The sequence below is a fragment of the Paludisphaera borealis genome (assembly GCF_001956985.1).
GTDB lineage: Bacteria > Planctomycetota > Planctomycetia > Isosphaerales > Isosphaeraceae > Paludisphaera > Paludisphaera borealis.
In genome coordinates, this window is sequence record NZ_CP019082.1 from 5,735,245 (window position 1) to 5,757,029 (window position 21,785).

The window sequence follows — 21,785 nt, forward strand, 5'->3', positions numbered from 1 at the left end:
AGGCTCAGCCGTGAACGCGCCGGGGATGACTCCTCGGCGCGGGCTGAGCGGCGATGTGGGGACGGGGGATGCCGCTCGGGCGGCCGTTCCCCGACGCCACATCGGCGAGCAAATCGAGCAGCCGCCGCCGGAAGACCGGCAGCGAGTAAAGCTCGGCGCGGCGGCGGGCGAGGGCCGGGTCATGAGGACGACCATCGGCCTCCCAGCCGTCGACGGCCGCGCCTAGGGCGTCGGCCGTGGGTTCCGGATACAGCCGGCCGAAGGCGTCGTCGACGGTCTCGGCCACGCCTCCACGCCTCAGCGCGATCACCGGCGCGCCGCAGGCGAGGGCCTCGACGGGCACGATCCCGAAGTCTTCCTCACCCGGGAAAATCAACGCCCGACACCGCCGGTAGTGGTCGCGGATGGATTGGTCCGACTGCCACCCCAGGAACGTCACGGTCGGTCCGGCGAGCGCTTCCAGCCGCGCCCGTTCCGGCCCCGCGCCGATGATCACGAGCCGTCGCCCCGATCGGTTGCAGGCGTCGATCGCCTGATCGACCCGCTTGTAGGGGACGAGGGCCGAGACGATGAGGTAGAAGTCTTCACGCGGCGTCGGGTCGGGGGCCGGGTCGTAGAAGTCGGTGTCGACCGGCGGCGGAATGACGTGGCTGTCGCGGTGGTAACAGCCGGCGATCCGGTCGCGGATCGTCTCGGAGATCGCCACGAAGTCGCTGACGCGCTTCGAGGTGTCGCGGTCCCAGTCGCGCAGGCGGTTGAGCAGCGACCGGGCCATCACGCGCCGGATCGGCCGGTCCGACCAGCTTTCCAGGTAGGCTTCGCGCCCCTGCCAGGCGTATCGCATCGGCGTGAAGCAATAGCAGACGTGCGGCACGCCCGGCGGCGCCTGCACCGATTTCGCGACGCAGTGGCTCAGGCTGACGACGAGGTCGACGTTTTTGAGCTTCCACCGGCCGGCCGCGGCGGGCATGAGCGGCAGCAGGTGCCGGTAGTAGCGGAACACCCCCGGCACGCCCTGAAGCGGCGACGTCCGGATCGCCATCGACTCGATGGCGGGGCTCGTCGAGCCCTTGCGGTGGATCAGCGTATAGAGCGTGGCGCGGGGGAAGGCTCGACAGAGCACTTCCAGGCATTTCTCGCCGCCGCGCATGCCGGTCAGCCAGTCGTGGACGAGGGCGACCCGCAATCCCTGAAGCGCCGGCGGGAGGTCTTCGGACGTGACCGAAGCCGAAGCCGAAGCCGTGAACTCGGAAATTCTCGCGCCGGGCGTCGCCCCGCGGCTGCTGGCGTCCATGCCGGCCTCCTCGTGTGGTGTTCGCGTCGTGTCGCGAGGCGCGACGACCCCTCCTGGGGCGCATCGCCTCGCTCGATCCAAGTTCCTCGAAAGCCCGGCCTGGTTGCGACGTGGTGTAAGCTCTAGGCGGCCGCGCTCGCGGGAAGAGACCCTCCTCCAGCGATCGGAAGGGCCGGAAAATACCCGATCCCCCCAGATTGGGCAAGACGGCAATGACGACGCCCGAGCCCGACGTGGCGACGATCGTTTGAGACGAGTACGATGGAGCCTCGATACGCGCCGCATCATCGCGGCTTCCGTCCTGGATCGATTTCTGGCGAGGAAAACCCTCTGATGTCCGCGACCGCCGCACAACCAGCGACCGCCTCGACGGCTTCTCGGCTGCTCGCCGATTTGAGGGCCGTCGTGGGACCAGAGAACATTCTGAATCATCACGACGAGCTGCTGGTCTACGAGTGCGACGGCTACGTGATCGAGAAGAAGGTTCCCGACGTGGTCGTCTTCCCGACGTCCACCGAGCACGTCGTCGCGATTGTCAAGGTCTGCAACGCGCATGACGTTCCGTTCGTTCCGCGAGGCGCGGGAACCAGCCTCGCCGGGGGGACGCTCCCGGTCGGCGGCGGGGTGATGATCTGCCTGACCCGGATGAAGCGCATCCTCGAAATCAACGCCCGCGACCGGTACGCGATCGTCGAGCCGGGCGCGGTCAACGTCTGGCTGACCCGGGCGCTGGCGGGGACCGGCGTCCATTTCGCGCCCGATCCGTCGAGCCAGACGGCCTGCACGATCGGCGGCAACGTGGCGACCAACGCCGGCGGGCCGCACACGCTCAAGTACGGCGTGACCGTCAACCACGTCCGGGGCGTCGAGATCGTCCTGCCCGACGCCTCGGTCGTCCAGATCGGCGGCGTGGCCGAGGACGATCCCGGCTACGACCTGACCGGGCTCGTGGTCGGCAGCGAGGGGACCTTCGGGATCGTCACCAAGGTGATCGTCGGCCTGACCCGCAATCCCGAAGGGGGCCGGACGCTCCTCGGCGTCTTCGACAGCGTCGAGTCGGCCACCGAGGCCGTCAGCGGGATCATCGCCGCCGGCATCGTTCCCGCCGCGCTCGAGATGCTCGACAATATTATGGTCCGGGCCGTCGAGGATGCGTTCCACTTCGGCTTCCCGGTAGAGGCCGGCGCGGTGCTCATCATGGAGGTCGACGGCGTCGAGGCCGCGATGGACCGCGAGGCCCAGGCCATCACCGAGGTCGTCCACGCCCACGGCGGGAAGGTTGACAAGGCGATCGCCTGGCGGACCCGCAAGGAGCCCGAGTACATGGCGATCTGGAAGAGCCGCAAGTCGGCCTTCGGCGCCATCGGCCGCGTCAGCCCGACGTTCTGCACCCAGGACGGCGTCGTCCCCCGGACGATGCTGCCAAACATTCTCCGATTCATGGAAGGCGTGTCGAAGCGGTACGACATCCGCATCGCCAACGTCTTTCACGCCGGCGACGGCAACATCCACCCGATCCTCATGTTCGACGAGCGCGATCCCGACCAGGTCAAACGCGTGCTCGAGGCCAGCCACGAGATCCTCGAAGAGTGCATCCGCCTGGGGGGCAGCGTCACCGGCGAGCACGGGATCGGCGTCGAGAAGATGGCCATGATGCCCAAGCTGTTCACCCCGGACGACCTCGCGGCGATGGCCGCCGTCCGCGACGCCTTCAATCCCGACGGCCGTTGCAGCCCGTCGAAGCTGCTGCCGACCGGCGGCCATTGCATCGAGCGCGCAAGCCCCGGCCGCCGGGCCTCGGCCTGAGGCCCCTCGGCCCGGACGGACCACGATTCGGCCCAAGGCTCTCGCCTCGACGCGTTTCGGAGGTATCATATGAGAGGAGTGGTCGCGGGCCTTGGCGGGCCCGGTCGCGCTTTCGTTGGGAAGGGTCGGTCGTCCGAAAGGCATGGGGAACGTGACCGAGCGAAACCGATTCTCGCGGTGGCGACGCTTGCCCCCGGTCTTTCGTTCGGGGGAGCATAAGCTGCCGGGCTACGAGGACGAGACGCAACGCCTGACCGTCTACCTGCCGGGCAGCCTCCTCGACCTCGCCGAGGAGCTGGCCGAGCTTGCGAACGTACCGACCATCCAAGAGTACTGCACGCGACTCCTGGCCCACGCCCTCGAAAACGAGCGCGTCAGCCGGCAGGTCGCCGACCTCGAAGTCCAGCGCGGGCCGCTCGAAGGGCTGAAGGAGATCGCTCAAGATCCGCAGTACCTCGCCGAATGGCGCAACCAGCTCGAATCCCGAGACCCGCGAGCCTCGGACGACCGCTCCGACGACGAGGCCGACACGTTCCCCGAGTTGACCGTCCCCATCGCCTTCCTCCCGGATCTCTCCGGCCCCGACGAGGCCGGAGAGTCGTCCTCGGAGGATCACGACGGGGAAGCGGCCGTCGAGCCGTTGACGATACGCATCGAGACGCGGCAGCGGTTCGTCGAGCCCGTCGTTTCCGAGAGGATGGTCCCCGAAGTGATCGATGGTCGAGCCCTGGACGTCGTCTGGAACCATGTCGCGCCCGGCGACGCCGACGCGCAAGGCTTCCTCCCCTGCCTGCGTCGGGGCGAACCGCCTTCGGCCGCCAGAACCGCCGAGCTGCTCGCGGCGCTTCGCCTGCTGGAGGAAGAGAACCGAAGCCTGGAAGGGCTCGACCGCCGGCTCGCCTACGCGCTGCACCGGCTGTCGCTCGAATCCCAGGTCTTGATGACGGAAGCCTGGCCCGGCGCCTTCGACGAGCCGACCATCGGCTCGATCCGCGCGGTCCAGGAGATGGTCGAGCGGATCATCTCGGGCGAAGACGTCCGCTTCTACTCGAACGCGGAGAGCCAGGCTACGGAGCGAGAGTCTTGAATCGAGACGAAGAGGCCGGATGGCCCGAGGCCCCCGGGGCCGGTCCGCTCGGCGACGGCCGCTGGGCGACCGAGACGTTGCATCCCCGGACGGTGGACGAGGTCTGCGAGGTCGTGCGCGGTCAGGCGGAAGCCGGTCGAGCCATCTATCCCCAAGGTGGGAGGACGGCACTCCACTACGGCCGTCCCCCGGGCCGACCGGGCGCGGCGATCGACGTCACGGGCTTGAACCAGGTGATCGACTACCCCCACGCCGACATGACGATCACGATCCAGGCGGGGGCGACCGTCGCGGCGTTGCGCTCGATCCTGGGCGAGCACCGCCAGCGGCTCTTGATCGACGTCCCCCAGGCCGATCGGGCCACGCTCGGGGGCGTCTACGCGACCAACGCCAGCGGGCCGCGACGCTTCGGTCTGGGGCGTCCGCGCGACCAGATCATCGGCGTCTCGTTCGTGACCTCCGAAGGGGTCGCGGTCAAAGGGGGCGGCCGCGTCGTCAAGAACGTCGCCGGCTACGACTTCCCGAAGCTCCTGACCGGCTCGATGGGGACGCTCGGGGTCATCACCCAATTGACCCTCAAAGTCCGGCCGCTCCCTGAAGCCTCGGCCCTCGTCTGGCTACGCGTCCCGGACGTCGGCCGGATCGACGCGCTGCTCGCGGCTTTCGACACGTCGGCGACCCGGCCCGTCGCGATCGAGCTGCTCAATCCGGCCGCCTCGCGAATCATTGGCGGAGCGGCGGGCGCCGCGGCCGACTCGTGGGTCCTGGCCGTCGGCCTGGAGGACGGCGTCGATTCCGTCAACTGGCAGATCGACCGCCTCGGAACGGACTTCGGGGGACTCGATTTCGAGGTTTTCCGGGACGCCGGGTCGGAGTCTCTCTGGTCGGCTCTGATCGAGTTCCAGGCCGGTGAGCCGGGGCCGATCGGCTGCGTCGCCAACCTGAGACCTTCGCGAGTCGCCGCGTTCGTCGGCGATCTCGACCCCGAACGATGGGCCGTCCAGGCGCACGCCGGCAACGGCGTCGTCCGGATGCAGGCGATCGGGGAATGCACCGAGGATCAGGCCGCTCGCGAGATCGACGCGCGCCGGGCCGCGGCCGTCCGCGACGGCGGCAACCTGATCGTCGCCCGTTGTCCGACCGCTTGGAAAGACCGCCTGCGCGTCTGGGGCGAGCCTCGGGCCGACTGGGCGCTGGCCCGGCGCGTCAAGCAGGCGCTCGACCCCCGGGGCCTGATGAACCCGGGCCGGTTCGTGGGCGACATCTGACACCGAATTCGCGTTGCGAGGCACTGTTCGATGACGGAGGCGAAGACGACGGACCGAGACCATGCGCTCAACCCCGGGGTCGACCTGGAGTGGCTGGCCGAGCGGATCGAGTACCGTCACTTCCAGGAATGCGTCCACTGCGGGCTCTGCACCGCGAGCTGTCCCACGTACGTCGAGACCGGCGACGAGAACGACAGCCCGCGCGGGCGGATCTACCTGATGCGCGCCGTGACCGACGGCCGCCTGGCGATGGGCCCCGACGTTCGCCGGCACCTTGATCTGTGCCTCGACTGCCGGGCTTGTGAGTCGGCCTGCCCGTCGGGCGTCCAGTATGGCAAGCTGATCGAGCCGTACAAGATCGCGATGCAGAAGGACGCCCCGCCCGGCGATCGCACGAGCCTGCTCCAGCGGCTGATCCTCCATCATCTGTTCCCCTACGCCGGCCGGGTCAAGGCCGCCCTGTTGCCGGCGCGCTGGCTCCAGAAGCTGGGCGTCCTCGACCTGGCCGAGCGGTCCGGCGTGCTCCGGCTGCTCCCCCCGACCTTGCGACGGATGGAGGCGATGCTCCCCCGGCTGTCGGGCTCGCCCTCCCGGCTTCCCGAGGTCTTGCCCCCAATCGGCCCGAAGCGCGCCCGGGTGGCCCTGTTTCTGGGCTGCGTCGCCGACGCCATGTACCCCGAAACGACGGCCGCCACCGCGCGGGTGCTCCAGCAGAACGGCTGCGAAGTCGTCATCCCCAAGGGGCAGGGCTGCTGCGGGGCGATCCATTACCACTCGGGCGCCGAGGCGCCGGCGCTCGCGCTGGCCCGTCAAAACATGAAGACGTTCAATCCCGACGACTTCGACGCGATCGTGGTCAACGCGGCCGGCTGCGGGGCGATGTTCAAGGACTACGCCCACATCCTCTCCGCCGCCGAGCACGATCAGGCGACCCGGTTCGTCGCCAAGGTCAAGGACGTCTCGGAGTTCCTCGTCGCCCTCGGCCCGATCCCCCCCACGCACGCGGTCCCGATCCGGGCGACCTACCACGACGCCTGCCACCTCTGCCACGCGCAGCAGATCCGCAGCCAGCCCCGCCAGCTCCTCGCCATGATACCAGGCCTCGAACTGACGCCGCTGGAGGAATCCGAGCTGTGCTGCGGCGCGGCCGGCACCTACAACCTGACCCAGCCCGAGATGTCGGAGCGGCTGGGCCGACGCAAGATGGACCACATCGAGGCGACCGGCGCCCAGGTCGTCGCCACGGGCAACGTCGGCTGCATCCTTCAGATCGCCCGCAAGATCAAGGAGCGAGGCGCGGCGATCGAGGTCGTCCACCCCGTCGAGCTGCTTGACCGCGCGTACCGCGGCGAATGAGATTCGGGGGCGATCTCGACCGGGAGTGACCGCGTCCCCTGTCTCGGTCGCGGCCGTCTGCTTATAATGATCTTTTGACCCACCGGGCGGCCTTGGGGCGGCCGGTGAATCGACCTCGGCGCGTTGGCGAGCATGATGAATCGTATTGCGGTACTGGGTGGCGGAGGGATGGGGACGGCGATGGCGATGGTTTTCGCCAGGTCGGCCGGCGACGTCCGCCTCTGGGTTCGCGACCCCGAGCACGCCCGCGCGATCGCCGAGTCGCGGTGCAACCGGCGACACCTGCCCGAGATCCGCGTCCCCGAGTCGATCCGCGTGGTCGGAGACGCCGAGGAGGCCCTCCAGGACGCCGAGCTGATCCTGGCGGCGGTGCCGTCGGTGTACCTGCGCGACTGCCTGTCGCGGGTTGCGCCGGCCGTCGCGGCGGATACGCCGGTGCTCAGCGTGGTCAAGGGGATCGAGTTCGGCAGCTTCGCCCGGCCCAGCCAGATCATCGTCGAGGCGCTCGGGCCTCGGCCGGTCGCGATTCTCAGCGGCCCCAGCCACGCCGAGGAGCTGGCGCGGGGGTTGCCGGCGTCGGTCGTGGTCGCGGGCTCGTCGCAGCCGTTGTGCGAGGCCGTTCAGCGGGCGTTCAGTCATGAGTCGTTCCGGATCTACACGAATTCCGACGCCCTGGGCGTCGAACTCGCCGGGGCTCTCAAGAACATCCTGGGGATCGCGGCGGGCGTGTGCGACGGACTCGGCTTCGGCGACAACGCCAAGGCCGCGATGCTGACGCGGGGACTCGCGGAAATCGCCCGGCTGGCGGTCCATCTGGGCGCCCGCCAGGGGACCTTCTACGGCCTGGCCGGCGTCGGCGACCTGATTACCACCTGCTACAGCCCGTTCGGCCGCAACCGGTCGGTCGGTGAGCGGATCGGCCGGGGCGAGACCCTGGCCGCGATCCTCGAAGGCATGGAAAACGTCGCCGAAGGCGTACCGACGATCCGCAGCGTCCACGCCCTGGCGGCGCGAGCCGGCGTCGATATGCCGATCACCGGCGAGCTGCACGCGGTCCTGTTCGAGGGCAAGAACGCCCGAGCGGCGGTCGTCGATCTCATGGTCCGCATGCCCAAGGATGAATGGGAATCATGAGCGAAATCGACCTCCCCAAGTCGTGCGGCGTCGGCTTCAAGGAATGGAGCGGGGTCTGCAACGCCCTGGCCGCCGGCGCCCAGACCGTCATTCTCCGCAAGGGGGGAATCGCCGAGGGGCCGGGCGGCTTCACGCCGGAGCACCCGTTCTTCTGGCTCTACCCGACCCACCTCCACGAGGCCCAGCAAGGCTTGCGGACCGGGGACGAGCGGCCTGCTCCGGGAGGCGATCCTGGAGAAGTCGCCATCCGCGCCCTCGCGGCGGTCGACTCGGTCCGCCGCATCGACCGCGAGGACGACCTGGACGCGCTCGAAGAGTTTCATGTGTGGACCTCCGAGACCGTCCATAAGCGATTCCAGTATCGAAATCCCGGCCTGTGGGCGTTGGTGGTCCGGGTCTGGGCCCGCGAGCGGCCGACGAGCCTGATCGCGACGCCCGAGCAGCTTGGCTGCAAGACCTGGGTCGAGCTCATCCCGCCGTTGCCGACGGCCGGCCTCGCGCCGGTGCTCGACGACGAGGCGTGGGAGCGGCGGCGCGAGGCTTTGCGGGCCGTCCTCGGATGACCCCCCCGGCGTGCGAGGCGTCCTTGACACGTTCGACACGATCCATTGGGACCGGCATGATTCTCCGCACCGCGGCTCGAGAAATTCGGGACTACCCGGCGACGGCCGTCTTCTGTGCGAGCTGGATCGCCGTCTTCGCGGCCATGGTCGTCGCGCGGTACGGCGTCGCCCCGCCGACGTTCTGGCGACTGGCCGTGCTCGGCATCGGCGAGGCCCACCGCTTCGGCGACCTCACCCTGCGCGACCTGTCCAACGGCGAAGTCTGGCGGTTGATGACATGTAATTTCGTCCATTACAGCCTCATCCACATCGGCATGAACCTGTTCGCGTTCTACATCCTGGGGACGCTGCTGGAATCGTGGTACGGCTCGTGGCAGTTAGTGGCGATCTACGGGGCCGCCGGGGTCGGCGGCAACCTGCTCTCGGCGATGGTCCGGTACGGCCTGGGGTCCAATCCGCTCGTGCACTCGGGCGGAGGTTCGGTGGTCATCATGGGTCTCATCGGCTTCTGCGCCACGGCGGGCTGGCGGTCCCGTTCGGGCCGCGACCGCGACCTGACGTGGCAGATGGTCAAGGCCCTGGCTATCACGGGCGCGCTGGGGATCGCCTTTCCTCGGTACATCGACAACTGGGGGCATGCGGGGGGAGCGCTCATCGGCCTACCACTCGGTTTAACCCATCGAAGCATGCTGGCCCGACGCGGTCGGCCCGGGGCCTGGGGCGTGGGAGTCGCGACCAGCCTGGTGATCGTCGCCAGCGTTTTCGCCCAGGCGAGGTCCGACCGCCAGGAGGCCCAGCTCCGGCTCGGTCGCGAGATCCGCGCGAGGCTCGACGAATCGACCAGGACGATGCGGTTGATTCAGGTCCTCCGACAGTGGGCCGAGCAGGGGGGCGACGGCCGGCTCATCGCACGGGTTCTGGAGTCGCAGGCCGCGGCCCTCGACCGCCCGCCGACGACCGCCTCGTACCAGCGCTTGCACGCGCTGGCCGTTCAGGCGGCGGAGCGGAAGCTCACCGAGGCCGAGACCAAGGCCTTCCGCGACGACCTGGCGATTGTTCAGAAGCATCAGCGGGGCGAGCTGAACGCGCGGCAGCGGGCGTTCTGGGACTACCAGCGGAAATCAGGAAAACGCGACGAGCCGTCGGCCGTCAGTCGACGGGTCCCGAGCTGAGCCGGACCTTGCCCTGGCGGTGCCTCGGCCTCACGGCCCCTTTGCGGAGGGCCGCCACGAAGTCGGCCATCGACTCGATGGGGGCCTCGAACTCGCTGTAGTAACATCCGAGGGTCTCCACGTCGTGGGCGTCGCTCGATCCGGTGGCGGGCATGGGGGTGGTCCGCAGCAGGGCGTCGGCGAGGCTCCGGGTCTCCGGCGTGACGTTGTTGCTGACGTACTCGACGCCGTGGAAGACCGGCCCGTGCTGGGCGACGATCGCGTCGAACGGCTGGCTCCAGCGGAACGGATGGGCCGCGACCACCGCCGCCTGGTGGCGGTCGACCAGCCGCAGCAGGTCGCTGAGGGCGATCCCCGGCCCGGCGTCGGTCAGATCCGGCAGTCCATAAACCAAGAAATGCCCCTCGCGGGCCGAGACCTCGACTCCCGAGAAGACCTTCAGACCGTCGGCCCGACTCGCCAGTTCGGCCAGCTCGTCGGCATCCCACTGGTAGTCGTGCTCGGTGATGACGACTCCGTCCAGGCCCACGGCGCGGGCCTGTTTGATCATTTTCAAGGGGTCCATGATGCTGTCGGGAGAGTGGCGGGATGTATGCAAGTGGTGGTCGAATTTCATGTTGCTGTGCGGCTCGGCTGATGGGGTGACGGGCTCGTCGACGAGCCCGAGGCGGCCGGCGATTTGTCCGGTCCACCGCTCTCGATGGTGAAACTTGCGCCTGCGGCGTCGATCTTGAGGAAGCTGATCCGGTGCTGCCAGCCTCCCAGGACGATCAGCCTGGGAGGGCCCGGCTCGTCGATCGCCCGGTGGACATGGCCGAAAACCACCACGTCGGCCTGGTCGCGGAGTCGGGCGGCGTACTCGCGATAGACCGCCATGTGCCGGTGCTCGTCGTCGGCCAGCCCGCGCTGGTTCTTGGCCTCCAGGACCGCGTCGAGCCCCCGGGCGACCGGCGAGGGCACCAGTCCGAACCCCCCGAAGAACTCGCGCGACTCCAGGAACGACTTCCATTTCCGCCGGGCGCCTAGCAGGTGCCCGTGGACCAGGTGAAGGCGTAAGCCGTTGGACACCAAAGAATAAGGCTCTGAGGCGATCGTCGCCCCGAGCCTTTGTTCGTAGAACGGGCAGAGCCAGTGGTCGTGGTTGCCGGCCAGGATTTCCAGGGTTCCGCCGGCCTGGCGGAAGGCGGCGAGGGCTTGGATTCCGGGGGACTGGATGAGCTGTTCGTTGCTCTCGCGCGAGCCCATCCAGAAGTCGCAGAGGTCGCCGACGATCACCAGTCGGTCGTCGGGTTTCAGCCGTTCCGCGAACCGAGCGAGCCGCTGGCCGCGCTCGGGGCGGTCGGAGCGGAGATGGACGTCGCTGAGGAAGTAGTCGCTCACAAACGATCTCCGGCCGTCAAGCGATCTCCAGATTCAGGCCTGGCAGCAGGCCGACGACCTCGCGCGTCGATCGCCCGGCCGCTTTCGAACGACCCGCGCCGGCGAGGCTGGCTTTCCAATCGAACGACGACCGTGTCGGTTTGAACCGGAGGTCGGGATGCGCCGGCGCCTGTCGAGCCGCGTGGACCAACACCTGCCGACCGCTTTCCCGGACCGCGTCGCAGGCCGACCGCAGCGCCAGTTCCGGCGAATTGCACTGCTCGCTCAGGTGGAGCAGAACCAGGTGGCTGACCCGATCCTGTCGGGAGCGTTCGAGGATCGAGGCGACCAGGGCGGCCCCCTGCCGGTTCGAGAGGTGGCCGCGATCCCCCAGGTTCCGCGCGATCAGGGCGGGGCTCCGGCCCGACCCTTGTTGCAACGCCACGTCGTGGTTGAACTCGATCCCCAGGACGTCGACGTTGGCCAGCGCGTCGGCCGTCGCGTCGCACCAGGTGCCGGTGTCGGCAAGGTAGCCGACGGCCACCCCGCGCCGCTTGAGGCCCATGCCGGCTTCGAGCCGAAATCCGTAGGTGGGTCCGCCGTCGTGCCAGGCCGTGATCGGCTCGACCCGGAACCCGCTGGGCGCCAGGAACGGCCGTTCATCATAGTGCCGGACCAGACCCAGACGGTCGAGGGCCTCGAAACCGCCGTCGCCGTTCAGGTTCTCGCGGTGTCCCTCGTGGCAGTAGAGGGCGATCCCTCGTTTGGCCATCCCCTTGAACGAGCCGGTGTCGACATGGTCGCCGTGGGTGTGGGTCAGGACGACCGCGTTGATCCGCGACCAGTCCGATCCGACGCTGTTGAGCCGATCGGCCAGCACGCGCGGGCCGAGCCCGACGTCGATCAGCAGGCCCGCGGATTCGTGGCTGAACAGCGCCGAGTTGCCCCTCGAGCCGCTCCCGAGCATAGCGAACTGGAAGGTCATGACAGGTTCCACCCCGGTCCGGCACCGGCAGCCCCCGAGAGCCATCCGTAAAGGGCCAAGTGTAATGAGACCCCCGCCCGGCGAACAAGCCCGATCGCCTTTGTCCGCCGCTCGGCGCCCCCGGTTATTGGCTTCTTCTGAAAATCTTCCGGGCCATGTGTCAGGCTGCAGGGGCTGGTAGTTGGCGTTCGCGGTAGTCGGCCCCGTTCTTGAGCAGGTGCCAGATCACCACCAGGATCTTGTGCGCCACGGCGATCAGAGCCTTCTTTTTCCCGAGTCGTGGGACCCATCGACGGTAGCAGATGCTGAAGGCGGTGTTCTTGGCGTGGCTGGCCGACCACGCCGACTGCACCAGGAGCGAACGCAGCCACGGACTCCCCTTGGTCGTCTTGCCGCTGCGGCGTTTGCCGGCGCTTTGGTCGTTGCCCGGGCACAGCCCCGCCCAGGAGCAGAGGTGGCCCGCGGTCGGGAACGACTCCACGTCCGGCCCGATCTCCCCCACGATCACCTCCGCCGCCCGATCCCCCACTCCGGGGATCCCCTGGAGCCGGCCCGCCGCCTCGTCGAACGGCCTCATGGCCTCGTCGATCCGCTCGTCCAGCCGCTCGATCAGGCGTTCCAACGCGTCGATCTGATCCGTCAGCAGCCGGAGCACGAAGCGGTGGTGGTCGGTGACCCGGCCCAACAGCGCCCGCCTCAGCTCGGGGATCTTGCCCCGGAGCCGCTGCTTGGCCAGATCGGCCAGCTTCTCCGGGTCGTCCTGGCCGTCGATGATCGCCCGGATCATGGCGCGCCCCGAGGCCCCCAGGACGTCGCTGGCCACCGACCCCAGCTTGACGTTGGCGTCCTCCAGCGTCTTCTGGAGGCGATTGGCCACCGCGGCGCGGTCGCGGACCAACTCGGTGCGCTGCCGGGTCAGGTCGCGAAGCTCGCGGATCTCCGGCTTGGGGATGAAGCTGGGCGACAGCAGGCCGTGCTGGAGCAACTGGGCGATCCACTCGGCGTCCTTGACGTCGGTCTTGCGGCCGGGGACCTGCTTGAGCCGGCCGGCGTTGACCAGCATCACGTTGAACCGCCCTTCCAGGATGTGGAAGATCGGCTTCCAGTAGACGCCCGTGCTCTCCATGGCGACCTCGCGGACGCCGTGGGCGTCGAGCCAGTCGGCCAGGGCCAGCAAGTCCGCGGTCATCGTGCCGAAGGTGTGGACCACCGAGGCGACCGAGCCGTCGGGGTTGATGTGGCGGACGCAGGCGACGACGGTCTTCTTGTGGACGTCGAGCCCGGCGCAGCGATCGTGAACGATGTCCATGACGTCCCCTCCAACTCGAGTGGTCGGAAACGAAGCAGTCCGAGCCGGTGGGACGACCTCGGGGCGTAAAGCAGTTTCTTCTACGTGCTTCCCCGCTTCCGGGGGGCGACAGGACGGGGTTCGACGTGAAGTCGAGCCGAGGCCGGGGCCAAGTTCCTTCGCGGGTTCGCGACACCAAAGCCAATGACGGCCTCTCGCCCAGGGCCGGACATCCGCAGCATAACCCAACCCGACCCCATTTTCATGGGACGGGTTGAGCCAAAGGCTCATGACCGTTCCTTCGTCGCGTTTTCGAGCGACCCAACCCGGCCTGGGCCCCCATCCGAGATTGGCTTTGTTCGTCCCCGCTTCACCTCGCCGAACCCGCTCGACTCGCCCCGGCGACCTTCCCGAAGTCCGATGGGACCGGCCGCTGGATTGGCTTCGTTCGTCGCTGGAAGGAGAGACATAACATGTGACTTACCAGGATGTTGCATCGCCAAATCGGATTGGATTCGATCGCGCGGAAAACGGGGCCTTTCGCTGCTGCGGACGTCGGACTTCACCCTGGCGATGCTTCCCTCCGTCTCTCCGGCGATTGGCTTTGATCGCGCGTTTTTTGGGAAGACTCACTGGCTGTTACACGGTGATCGGGGCTTCGGCGGATTGGCTTTGATCGCGCGGTTTTCCAGGTACTTCCAGGTGTGCAAAACGCCTCGCGGCGATCGTCCGGCGCGGTCCTCTCGCATCAAGGAGGCGGCGTGCAGGCGGCGATACATGGTGTCGTCGAATTGACAAGGAGCGTCCCGGACCTTTCGGTCTACCATTAGTATGCGATGTGATGGACGGATTCGGACAAAGATCTCCTCTCTGAAAAGTCGAGATCGCCTGCATTTACGGACCTCCCGACGCTTCGAGTGAGGATAGAATCGAGGAGTGAAACGCCGATCGTCTGCGCCGATGCCGAAGGAGAAGGATGATGAGCCTGACGACGGGACTGATGGAAGGAAGGACGTCGCTTGAGATGAGCGATCTGGCGCGAATCACGGTCGACCAGTACGAGGAGCTCGCTCGGCTAGGGACGCTCGCCGATCCGGGGATCGAACTGGTCAACGGCCTGCTGGTAAAAAAAATGACCAAGAGACCCAGGCATTCCGCGACGCTCATGGTGATCGAGGAGGTCATCCGGGCCATCACGCCCGAGGGTTGGCATGTCCGGGTTGAACAGCCTGTGCGGCTTCCCGAGCATGACGAGCCGGAGCCCGACCTGGCGATCGTCCGAGGCAAGCCGATCGATTATCTCGAACACCACCCCGGACCGGCCGACGTCGCCCTGGTCATCGAGGTCGCGGCGGCAAGTATTCGCATCGATCGGGGCGATAAGCTGCGGGCCTATGGTCGAAGCGGCATCCCGGCATACTGGATCGTCAACCTGATCGAACGTCGGATCGAGGTCTACAGCGCCCCGGTTTCCGAAGGCTACGGCTCCCTCGTCACGCACGAACCAACCTCCGACATCGTTCTACTCATCGAGGGCCAGGAGACGGGTCGTATCGCTGCCGGGGACCTGCTCCCGGAACCAAAGTTGCCTTGAGCGCGGTCGGCAGGGTGGATCCTGTGGACGACCTAACACCAGCATGGAGAAAGCGAGAGACCATGATGATGCATTCCACATTGATTCGCGCGGTCTTGCTGCTGTCGGGCCTGGGCTTGGCGGCCTCGGAGGCGAACGCCGAGCAGTTCGTCCTGTTCGACGTGACTTTCACCTACACGAAGGACGACGCCGACCATTCGAAGCCGAGCAAGTCGCACTATTACGTGAAGGACAAGTTGATCAACCCGGACCGTCCCCGCGACTGGACGACCCCGGTCGACTACCGCAACGGCACGGTCCACATCCGGGCCGAGGTCATCGAGAAGCCAGCCGGGGGCGCGCCGACGACCTGGACCATCTGCTACATTCCGAACAAAGGTAAGGGCAACGGCTACGGCTGCACGGGGACGGAGATCTATCGCGAGAAGGGGGTGTACGAAAAGGACGTCTCGATGACGAAGTTCTGGGAGAACGACTCGATCATCTGGTCGGAAGGCATCAAGCAGATGGACCTGGTCATCAAGGACGACAGCGGCGGCAAGGGCCACGCCCACAAGCGAGCCGACCACGAGAAGTTCTTCCCGACCAAAATGCGGATCACCGTCGTCCAGGTCTCGGCCGGCTCGAAGTACGACCCAAGCCTCGTCCCCAACCTCACTCCCAAGCCCGCCGACGCCGATAAGAAGCCCTCGCCCAAGCCCGAACCGAAAAAGACCGCCGCCGCCACGAAGCCAGATGAATGCGATGCGTGCGGCGAGGCGGAGTAGCGGAACGGACGAAGGAACCGCTGGATAGATCAACCTCTGCTTTTGGCGCGGTTTGCGTTTGGGTTGCACGCGGGCCGAGGTCGGTTGATGGTGCTGAGACCAGAATCAGGGCGTGGCATGGTGATTCACAGGCTTGAACAACGCCCCTCGTCAAGATCCGCAAGAGCGTCGTCGCCGAGCTGATCGAGGAGGCCGGCCCGCAGGTCCTCGTCGAGATCGCGATCCCACCCTTCGGCGTCGAACGCGACGAACCAGGCGCGGAGTTCCGTCAGCTTCTCGGGAGGGAGTTGCTGGATGGCACGTTCGATCTCCTCGACAGTGCTCATGGCGTCGAAATCCTCCTCTACATGGGGCCCGATTCCGTCAGATGATCACGTAACAAACCACCGATCCGCTTTGGTGTTGTAACCGCATGGCTTGATCTGCCACGCCAGTGGGTCAGAGGCTCAAGAGGGGGACGGCGATCAAAGATAACGCGTGCGTGTGTCTGGATTTGACAGGTTGACGTCGGGAGGCGATGCCCAGGCCACGAATCTTCTTGACCTGTTATCGATCTAGACGCAGCGCGGCGGGGCGAATCATCGGAGATGCCATGATCTTGATGCTCGAGGACGATGGCGAGCGGATTGAGCGATTCACCGCAGTTCTCACGTCGATCGCACCCACACTGCAACATGTCGTCTGGCGAAGTGCCAGGACGATGGTCCGGGAGGTCGGGCCCTTCCTCGCCTCCGCGCGCCTCATCTCGCTCGATCACGATCTTGAGCCGCAGGACGGAGAAACGGAAGACCCTGGCGACGGGATCGAGGTGGCCCGATTCCTGGCGGAGCGGCCTCCGGTCTGCCCGGTCATCGTCCATTCCAGCAACGGAACGCGCTCGGAGTGGATGGTGGGCGAGCTTGAACTCGGCGGTTGGGACTACAAGCGTGTCGCGCCGATCGGAGACGACTGGATCGAGGCGTACTGGCGGGTCGTCGCCCGAGACTTGTTGCAGTGATAGATTATCCTCCATTTTTCTGAGCCTTCATCGGAATCACTCTAACGAAGGGGCAGGAGGAAGCACGCGCGGTTTGCCCAGAAAAAGGGGCGTCAGGGTGGTGGCGGGCTCAGCGGAAGTCACCATGTTGCCGAGCCAGCGGAAGGTAAGTTTGAGGTTCGGCGCGGTGGCTTTCCAGAGGCCGTCGACCTTGTGGGTGAAGCCGATCAGCGGGTAGGTGATGGTGAGCTCGTCGCCGGGGGAGGCGTCGAACCGGACGTAGGCGCCGGACCAGCGGACGGGGGCCGGCTTCGTGCCGACGAACGCGCGCACCTGGTCGTGCGGGGCCCAGTGGGGCGGGCGGAGGAAGAAGGCGTCGGCGACGGCCGCCTTGACCGTCAGGCGGCCGGCGTCGGGCATGAACGACACGACCTCGCCCCAGGGCGACGTGCGGGATAGGCTCATGTCGACGTAGACGCCGGCGGGCCCGAGCTTCGACTCCGGGCGACGGCCGATCGTCTCGGTCCAGGCGGTGTAGATCGCGCGCATGCCTTCGGGAGCGCAGCAGCCGAACATCTCGAAGCTGGAAACCCGGCCGAGCAGCTCGTTCTCGAAGTCGTTCAGGCCGGTGCCGCCGATCACGCCCCCCTGGAACCGTCGCAGGGCGTCCAGGCCCGCCGTGACGGCCGGCTCTCCCTTGGCGGCGTTCAGCCGCCGGTAATAGGCTTCGAACTCGGGCGTCACGATGAACTGCGTGTTGCTGATGGAGTTGCGCAGGTAACGCTCGGCGTAGTCGAAGTATTCGGGATACCCGGAACGGGCGATCAGGGCCGCGATGGAGATCATGTCGGAGACGCAGCAGGTCTCATTGCAACTGTCCGGCCCGGCCGGGAACCAGCCGGTGCCGGTGCCTCGGGTGAGCATGTAGTCCCAGGCCCCCTTGGCGAGCTGGGTGTACTTCGCCTCGCCGGTCGCGAGGCCCAGGCGGGCGACACCCCATACCGCGTGCATCGTGGCGTGGCTGTGGCCGTCGAACCGGCCGTCGGCGGCGAACCGGAGGCCGTCGGGCTGGACGCCGGCGATCATGCCGTCGGCGTAGGCGCGGGCGAAGGCCAGGGCGTCGGCGTCGCCGGTCGCCTGCCAGTAGACCACCAGCGGACCGACGATCGGCGCGGGCTGGCGATTCCAGCCGTTGGGTGAGACCGAGCCGTCGGCCTTGAACGCGCCCATCCCGCAGGCGAACCAGCACCGCCCCTGATCGTCCCAGGTCGCCAGCTTCTTGAGCGCGAGCATCACCTTGCGGGCCAGGGCCTTCGATTCGGCGTCGTTGTGGCGCGTGTGGTGCTCGGCGAGGCTCTGAAGGATCTTGGTCGCGCCCCAGATGTGGATGACGCGGTCTTTCTCGCCGTACTTCGCGCCGATGTCTCCCTCGTTGAACGCTCCGGGATGGCTCCAAACCTTGCCGTCGGGCGCGATGTAGGACCGAATCCGCTTATGGAACGCCGTTTCGACCTCGCGGCCGGCGTTTGACCCCGAGACCTCGCGCATGTAGTACCATTCCCAGTCCATCCGGGCGTCGGTGTCGCACGCGACGACCGGGTCTTGCCCCTCGGGGGCCGGCGGACAGCGAAGCGGGTGGCACTGAAACACGGGTTCATAGCCAAGGTCCGGGCGCGGGGTCCGGATCAAATAGTTCATCGCCCACTCGGCCATCCGCTTGAGGTCGACGTCGGCCGCGCGGGGCGTGTCCGCCAGCGTCCCGACCGACTCGGCTCCCGGAACGACGACCTTGACGTCGCCGACCTCGCCGGTCAGCCCTCGGACGATCGGTCGATCCGCCGAATCCTCCCCGGCCGGCGACCGGATCGGACCGAGCACGGCGGCCGATCCGACGATGAGGATCATCCACTTCGTCCGCGGCCGGGCCGTCGCCTTTTCGCGCGAGTCCATCGCTATCCTCCAGCGCCTGAGTTCAACACGCTCCAGCAGGACTGTAAGGGAGCCTCGCCCCGGTCGCAATCTGGAGCCGATCGTCCCACGCTCTTGTTCTCAGCGTCTGATTGTTGATAGATTGTTAAGTCTATCGGAATAGGGTGGAATCTCTGCCTCCTTGCGTGGTGGCAGTTGGGAACAGAGATTTTCGAGGTCGACGCATGAGAATGTTTCGGATGATGGTCGCGGCGTGGACGGGCTTGCTGGGTCTATTGTCGTCGGGCGTGGCGGTTCGCGCAGAAGAGAAGGCGTCACGGCCGAACGTCGTGGTGATCCTCGCCGACGACATGGGGTGGGGCGACGTCGGCTGGCACGGTTCGGAGATCAAGACGCCGAACCTGGACCGCCTGGCGGCTTCCGGGGCGCGGCTTGAGCAGTTTTACGTGCAGCCGGTTTGCTCGCCGACCCGCGCGGCGTTGATGACGGGCCGGTATCCGATGCGGCACGGGCTCCAGGTGGGCGTGGTTCGGCCGTGGGCCCAGTACGGCCTGCCGCTGGAGGAGCGCACGCTGCCCCTGGGGCTCAAGGAGGCGGGTTATGAGACGGCGATCGTCGGCAAATGGCACCTCGGTCACTTCCGGCCCGAGTACCTGCCGACCCGTCGCGGGTTCGACCACCAGTACGGCCATTACAACGGCGCGCTCGACTACAACACGCACGTCCGCGACGGCGGGCACGACTGGCACCGCGACGACAAGGAGAACCATGACGAGGGCTACAGCACCCACCTGATCGCCCGCGAGGCGACGCGGGTGATCGCCGAGCATGACGTCGCCCGGCCGCTGTTCTTGTACGTTCCGTTCAACGCCGTCCACGCCCCGCACCAGGTTCCGGCGAGCTACAAGGAGCCGTACGCCGCTCTCGCCGAACCGCGACGGACGTACGCGGGGATGCTGGCCGCCCTCGACGAGGCGGTGGGGCAGATCGCCTCGGCCATCGAGAAGAAGGGGATCGGCTCGAACACGCTCGTCCTGTTTTCGAGCGACAACGGCGGCCCGAACCCGGGCGTCGTCACCAGCAACGGTCCGCTCCGAGGTGCGAAGGCGACGCTCTACGAAGGTGGCGTGCGGGTCGCTGCCTTCGCGAACTGGCCGGGACGCATCAAGGCGGGCTCGGTCGTGAACGCCCCGCTGCACATCGTCGACTGGTATCCGACGCTGCTCAAGCTCGCGGGAGTCACCTCCGCGCAGAACCTGCCGCTCGACGGCCGCGACGCCTGGCCGGCGATCACCGAGGGCAAACCTTCGCCCCACGACGAGATCCTCCTGAACGCCGCGCCCGGCGGCGGCGCGATCCGCGTCGGCGACTGGAAGCTCATCGTTACCAATTCCAGCGGCCCCGGCGTCCTTGACGACGAGGCCCCCAAGGCCGCTCGGAAGAACGCGACGCGGAATGAGCCGGTGCAGTTGTTCCACATCAGCGACGACCCCAACGAGAAGACCAACCTGGCCTCGAAGGAGCCCGCGAAGGTTGCCGAGCTTCGCGCCCGCTACGATGCGTTGGCCGCCCAAGCCGTCCCCCCGAAGATCGCGCCGATCACCCCGGGCTTCAAGTCGCCGCGCGTCTGGGGGGAGTCGGAATAAGCGGGCTGGTTTCAAGGGCGCGCCGCTTTTCGCTGCGCGTCGAGATCGGCGAATAGCTCCATGAGGGTTTTGACGATCTTCGTGGAGGCTTCGGGCTCGACGTTGTTGGTTCCGAGCCAGGTTTCGTAGCCGCCGATGTCGAAGTGTCGAGGGGTCGGCAGGTAGCCGTAACTGCCGCCGGCCAGCTCGATCGTGAACGTCGGCTGGAAGGGGCTTTTTTTCTTGATTTCGAGGCCGATCTCGGTGAAGACCTCGAACGGGATCGAGGCGATTCCGAGGTCGCCGATGCGCAGGGCCTGGAGCGGGGCGGAGATCTCGGCGGGCGCGTCGTTCAGCTCCAGCGTGCGCTGGGCGTAGGCGCGTTCGAGCCCGTGCTGCTTCGGGGCGTCGGCGGGCTGGGCGAGGATCTTGCGGGCGCGGTCGAGCTGTTCGGGCGTCGGCTTTCGCGTGGCGAGAGTCAGCTCGCGATGGGCGGCGGCCAGGGGGACGTGGTCGTGGAACGCGACCTTGCGATACGCGCCGGCGACGGCGTCGGCGAGTTCGTCGGCGACGACGTTCATCTTCTGATAAGGCCCGTAGGAGCGGGTCGAGGTCCCCTTGACGTCGATGTTGTTCACGTCGCCGCTGGTGCCGTTCGACATGATCCCGACGAACGGGGGGAAGCCTCGCGAATCGGCGTCCAGCAAGAGGCCGATCCGCTGGCCGAAGCACGCGAAATAGTCGGCCGAGACATGGCCGATGGGCACGCCGCCGATGTAGTGCAGCGAGTAGTTCGCCAGGAGCGCGAGGGGGCGTCCCTGGGGAGTCCGGACGGCCAGGAACGAAACCTGGGGGTCGGTCGGGCCGGCCGGTTCGAGGAGGTCCGGGCGGTTGCCGGGGTTCATGACCGCCCGGTCGTTGCCGCCGAACGGGTTCTTCGCCGTCTTGCCGGGCTGCAAGAGCCACCGGCGATTGAAAAGCGGGCCGGGGACGTCGACGGCGCCCCAGCCGATCTGGGCCGGCTCCAGGTTGTTGGCGGCCACCTGGATCACATCGGCGATTCGTTGTGAAAGCAACTGCTGATAGGGAGTCAGCCTTTCGTTCGCTCGCATCATGTTTTCGGATTGCGAGCTGGTCCCCGAATGGGTGTGCGTGGCCGCCGCCAGGATGTTTCGCGCGGGGATTCCCGTCTTCTCGGCCGCGAGCTTCTTCGCGGCGTCGTAAACCTCGCGCGAGACGCCGACGCTGTCGACGAGAACGATCGCCAGCTTCGTCGCGCCGTCGTCGAGAACCAGGCAGCGGGCGTGCAGTTCGTCGTGGATGTGGCTGGCGGGCGGGGTCTCGAAGTTGCCGACGATCGGCTCGCCCAGAAACGGCGTGACGTTCGCGGTCGCCGCGCCCGCTCGAAACAAGGGCTTCGCGGCGGCCGTCTGACTTTCCGCCCGGCCGACGAACAGGCCGAGTGTCACGAGGGCCGCGGCGGTCGTCGACAGTGTTCGGAAGGATCGTCGTCGAGTGTTCATATCGCGCTTGGCTCCGGAGGGCGTCTCGTCGATTCGTGAAGCGGCGTCGCCCGCATTCT

At 67.4% G+C, this 21,785-nt stretch carries 19 protein-coding genes; 11 read left to right on the forward strand and 8 right to left on the reverse strand.

What is annotated here, in order from left to right:
- Positions 1–4 precede the first annotated feature (4 nt).
- Positions 5–1,294 carry a glycosyltransferase gene (locus BSF38_RS22115; protein WP_083713245.1) on the reverse strand — a complete coding sequence of 430 codons (1,290 nt, stop codon included), beginning with the start codon at positions 1,292–1,294 and terminating at the stop codon, positions 5–7.
- Between the two features lie 333 nt (positions 1,295–1,627).
- On the opposite strand from BSF38_RS22115, the gene BSF38_RS22120 reads away from it, so the two are divergent.
- The 7 genes from BSF38_RS22120 to BSF38_RS22150 all read left to right on the forward strand — a co-directional run bounded on the left by BSF38_RS22120 (position 1,628) and on the right by BSF38_RS22150 (position 9,680).
- A complete protein-coding gene (locus BSF38_RS22120; RefSeq protein ID WP_076349294.1) occupies positions 1,628–3,100 on the forward strand; it encodes an FAD-linked oxidase C-terminal domain-containing protein in 1,473 nt (490 codons plus the stop codon).
- A gap of 151 nt (positions 3,101–3,251) precedes the next feature.
- Positions 3,252–4,187 (forward strand): hypothetical protein, encoded by a 936-nt coding sequence (locus BSF38_RS32205; protein WP_076351291.1) that lies wholly within the window; start codon positions 3,252–3,254, stop codon positions 4,185–4,187.
- Positions 4,184–5,455, forward strand: coding sequence for an FAD-binding oxidoreductase (locus BSF38_RS22130; protein ID WP_076349296.1), 1,272 nt, complete (start codon positions 4,184–4,186; stop codon positions 5,453–5,455). Before BSF38_RS32205 ends, BSF38_RS22130 begins: the two co-directional genes overlap by 4 nt.
- Before the next feature lie 30 nt (positions 5,456–5,485).
- Positions 5,486–6,811: a (Fe-S)-binding protein gene (locus tag BSF38_RS22135; protein WP_099092014.1), complete on the forward strand. Its 1,326-nt coding sequence runs from the start codon at positions 5,486–5,488 to the stop codon at positions 6,809–6,811.
- 135 nt (positions 6,812–6,946) lie between these two features.
- Positions 6,947–7,945, forward strand: coding sequence for an NAD(P)H-dependent glycerol-3-phosphate dehydrogenase (locus BSF38_RS22140; protein ID WP_257787854.1), 999 nt, complete (start codon positions 6,947–6,949; stop codon positions 7,943–7,945).
- Complete coding sequence (locus BSF38_RS22145) at positions 7,942–8,508, forward strand: DUF1802 family protein (RefSeq protein ID WP_076349300.1); 567 nt, start codon at positions 7,942–7,944, stop codon at positions 8,506–8,508. Before BSF38_RS22140 ends, BSF38_RS22145 begins: the two co-directional genes overlap by 4 nt.
- Positions 8,509–8,564: 56 nt before the next feature.
- The gene (locus tag BSF38_RS22150) at positions 8,565–9,680 is read left to right on the forward strand and encodes a rhomboid family intramembrane serine protease (protein ID WP_076349302.1); all 1,116 of its coding nucleotides are present in this window, start codon (positions 8,565–8,567) and stop codon (positions 9,678–9,680) included.
- Here the strand turns inward: BSF38_RS22150 and BSF38_RS22155 are convergent.
- The 4 genes from BSF38_RS22155 to BSF38_RS22170 all read right to left on the reverse strand — a co-directional run bounded on the left by BSF38_RS22155 (position 9,658) and on the right by BSF38_RS22170 (position 13,333).
- Positions 9,658–10,296: a PHP-associated domain-containing protein gene (locus BSF38_RS22155; RefSeq protein WP_076349304.1), complete on the reverse strand. Its 639-nt coding sequence runs from the start codon at positions 10,294–10,296 to the stop codon at positions 9,658–9,660. The two genes, BSF38_RS22150 and BSF38_RS22155, sit on opposite strands and share 23 nt — an antisense overlap.
- Positions 10,293–11,060, reverse strand: coding sequence for a UDP-2,3-diacylglucosamine diphosphatase (locus BSF38_RS22160; protein ID WP_076349306.1), 768 nt, complete (start codon positions 11,058–11,060; stop codon positions 10,293–10,295). Before BSF38_RS22160 ends, BSF38_RS22155 begins: the two co-directional genes overlap by 4 nt.
- A gap of 16 nt (positions 11,061–11,076) precedes the next feature.
- Positions 11,077–12,024: an MBL fold metallo-hydrolase gene (locus BSF38_RS22165; RefSeq protein WP_076349308.1), complete on the reverse strand. Its 948-nt coding sequence runs from the start codon at positions 12,022–12,024 to the stop codon at positions 11,077–11,079.
- A 160-nt stretch (positions 12,025–12,184) separates the two neighbouring features.
- Positions 12,185–13,333, reverse strand: coding sequence for an IS110 family RNA-guided transposase (locus BSF38_RS22170; protein WP_076349310.1), 1,149 nt, complete (start codon positions 13,331–13,333; stop codon positions 12,185–12,187).
- Between the two features lie 958 nt (positions 13,334–14,291).
- Here BSF38_RS22170 and BSF38_RS22175 point away from each other — a divergent pair.
- Together BSF38_RS22175 and BSF38_RS22180 are read left to right on the forward strand one after the other, a co-directional pair.
- Complete coding sequence (locus BSF38_RS22175; RefSeq protein ID WP_168189430.1) at positions 14,292–14,906, forward strand: Uma2 family endonuclease; 615 nt, start codon at positions 14,292–14,294, stop codon at positions 14,904–14,906.
- A gap of 62 nt (positions 14,907–14,968) precedes the next feature.
- A complete protein-coding gene (locus tag BSF38_RS22180) occupies positions 14,969–15,673 on the forward strand; it encodes a hypothetical protein (protein WP_237170569.1) in 705 nt (234 codons plus the stop codon).
- Between the two features lie 125 nt (positions 15,674–15,798).
- On the opposite strand, the gene BSF38_RS22185 is transcribed toward BSF38_RS22180, so the two are convergent.
- Positions 15,799–15,999: a hypothetical protein gene (locus BSF38_RS22185; protein ID WP_076349312.1), complete on the reverse strand. Its 201-nt coding sequence runs from the start codon at positions 15,997–15,999 to the stop codon at positions 15,799–15,801.
- A 266-nt stretch (positions 16,000–16,265) separates the two neighbouring features.
- Between BSF38_RS22185 and BSF38_RS22190 the strand changes: the two genes are divergently transcribed.
- Positions 16,266–16,670 carry a cyclic-phosphate processing receiver domain-containing protein gene (locus BSF38_RS22190; RefSeq protein WP_076349314.1) on the forward strand — a complete coding sequence of 135 codons (405 nt, stop codon included), beginning with the start codon at positions 16,266–16,268 and terminating at the stop codon, positions 16,668–16,670.
- Positions 16,671–16,706: 36 nt separating this feature from the next.
- On the opposite strand, the gene BSF38_RS31465 is transcribed toward BSF38_RS22190, so the two are convergent.
- Positions 16,707–18,599, reverse strand: coding sequence for a glycoside hydrolase family protein (locus tag BSF38_RS31465; protein ID WP_076349316.1), 1,893 nt, complete (start codon positions 18,597–18,599; stop codon positions 16,707–16,709).
- A gap of 203 nt (positions 18,600–18,802) precedes the next feature.
- Here BSF38_RS31465 and BSF38_RS22200 point away from each other — a divergent pair, with 203 nt between their 5' ends.
- Positions 18,803–20,224, forward strand: coding sequence for an arylsulfatase B (locus BSF38_RS22200; RefSeq protein ID WP_076349318.1), 1,422 nt, complete (start codon positions 18,803–18,805; stop codon positions 20,222–20,224).
- 11 nt (positions 20,225–20,235) lie between these two features.
- Here BSF38_RS22200 and BSF38_RS22205 read toward each other — a convergent pair whose 3' ends face one another.
- Entirely contained in the window at positions 20,236–21,726 is a 1,491-nt protein-coding gene (locus BSF38_RS22205) for a hypothetical protein (RefSeq protein WP_210405632.1), read from the reverse strand.
- Positions 21,727–21,785: the final 59 nt, after the last annotated feature.

Coding starts and splice junctions, on each gene's coding strand:
- BSF38_RS22150 (WP_076349302.1), top strand. CDS start 8,565: ATGATTCTCCGCACCGCGGCTCGAGAAATTCGGGACTACCCGGCGACG.
- BSF38_RS22135 (WP_099092014.1), top strand. CDS start 5,486: ATGACGGAGGCGAAGACGACGGACCGAGACCATGCGCTCAACCCCGGG.
- BSF38_RS22185 (WP_076349312.1), bottom strand. CDS start 15,999: ATGAGCACTGTCGAGGAGATCGAACGTGCCATCCAGCAACTCCCTCCC.
- BSF38_RS22120 (WP_076349294.1), top strand. CDS start 1,628: ATGTCCGCGACCGCCGCACAACCAGCGACCGCCTCGACGGCTTCTCGG.
- BSF38_RS22180 (WP_237170569.1), top strand. CDS start 14,969: ATGATGATGCATTCCACATTGATTCGCGCGGTCTTGCTGCTGTCGGGC.
- BSF38_RS22200 (WP_076349318.1), top strand. CDS start 18,803: ATGAGAATGTTTCGGATGATGGTCGCGGCGTGGACGGGCTTGCTGGGT.
- BSF38_RS22145 (WP_076349300.1), top strand. CDS start 7,942: ATGAGCGAAATCGACCTCCCCAAGTCGTGCGGCGTCGGCTTCAAGGAA.
- BSF38_RS31465 (WP_076349316.1), bottom strand. CDS start 18,599: ATGGACTCGCGCGAAAAGGCGACGGCCCGGCCGCGGACGAAGTGGATG.
- BSF38_RS22165 (WP_076349308.1), bottom strand. CDS start 12,024: ATGACCTTCCAGTTCGCTATGCTCGGGAGCGGCTCGAGGGGCAACTCG.
- BSF38_RS22155 (WP_076349304.1), bottom strand. CDS start 10,296: ATGAAATTCGACCACCACTTGCATACATCCCGCCACTCTCCCGACAGC.
- BSF38_RS22115 (WP_083713245.1), bottom strand. CDS start 1,294: ATGGACGCCAGCAGCCGCGGGGCGACGCCCGGCGCGAGAATTTCCGAG.
- BSF38_RS22205 (WP_210405632.1), bottom strand. CDS start 21,726: ATGAACACTCGACGACGATCCTTCCGAACACTGTCGACGACCGCCGCG.
- BSF38_RS22190 (WP_076349314.1), top strand. CDS start 16,266: ATGATCTTGATGCTCGAGGACGATGGCGAGCGGATTGAGCGATTCACC.
- BSF38_RS22140 (WP_257787854.1), top strand. CDS start 6,947: ATGAATCGTATTGCGGTACTGGGTGGCGGAGGGATGGGGACGGCGATG.
- BSF38_RS22175 (WP_168189430.1), top strand. CDS start 14,292: ATGAGCCTGACGACGGGACTGATGGAAGGAAGGACGTCGCTTGAGATG.
- BSF38_RS22170 (WP_076349310.1), bottom strand. CDS start 13,333: ATGGACATCGTTCACGATCGCTGCGCCGGGCTCGACGTCCACAAGAAG.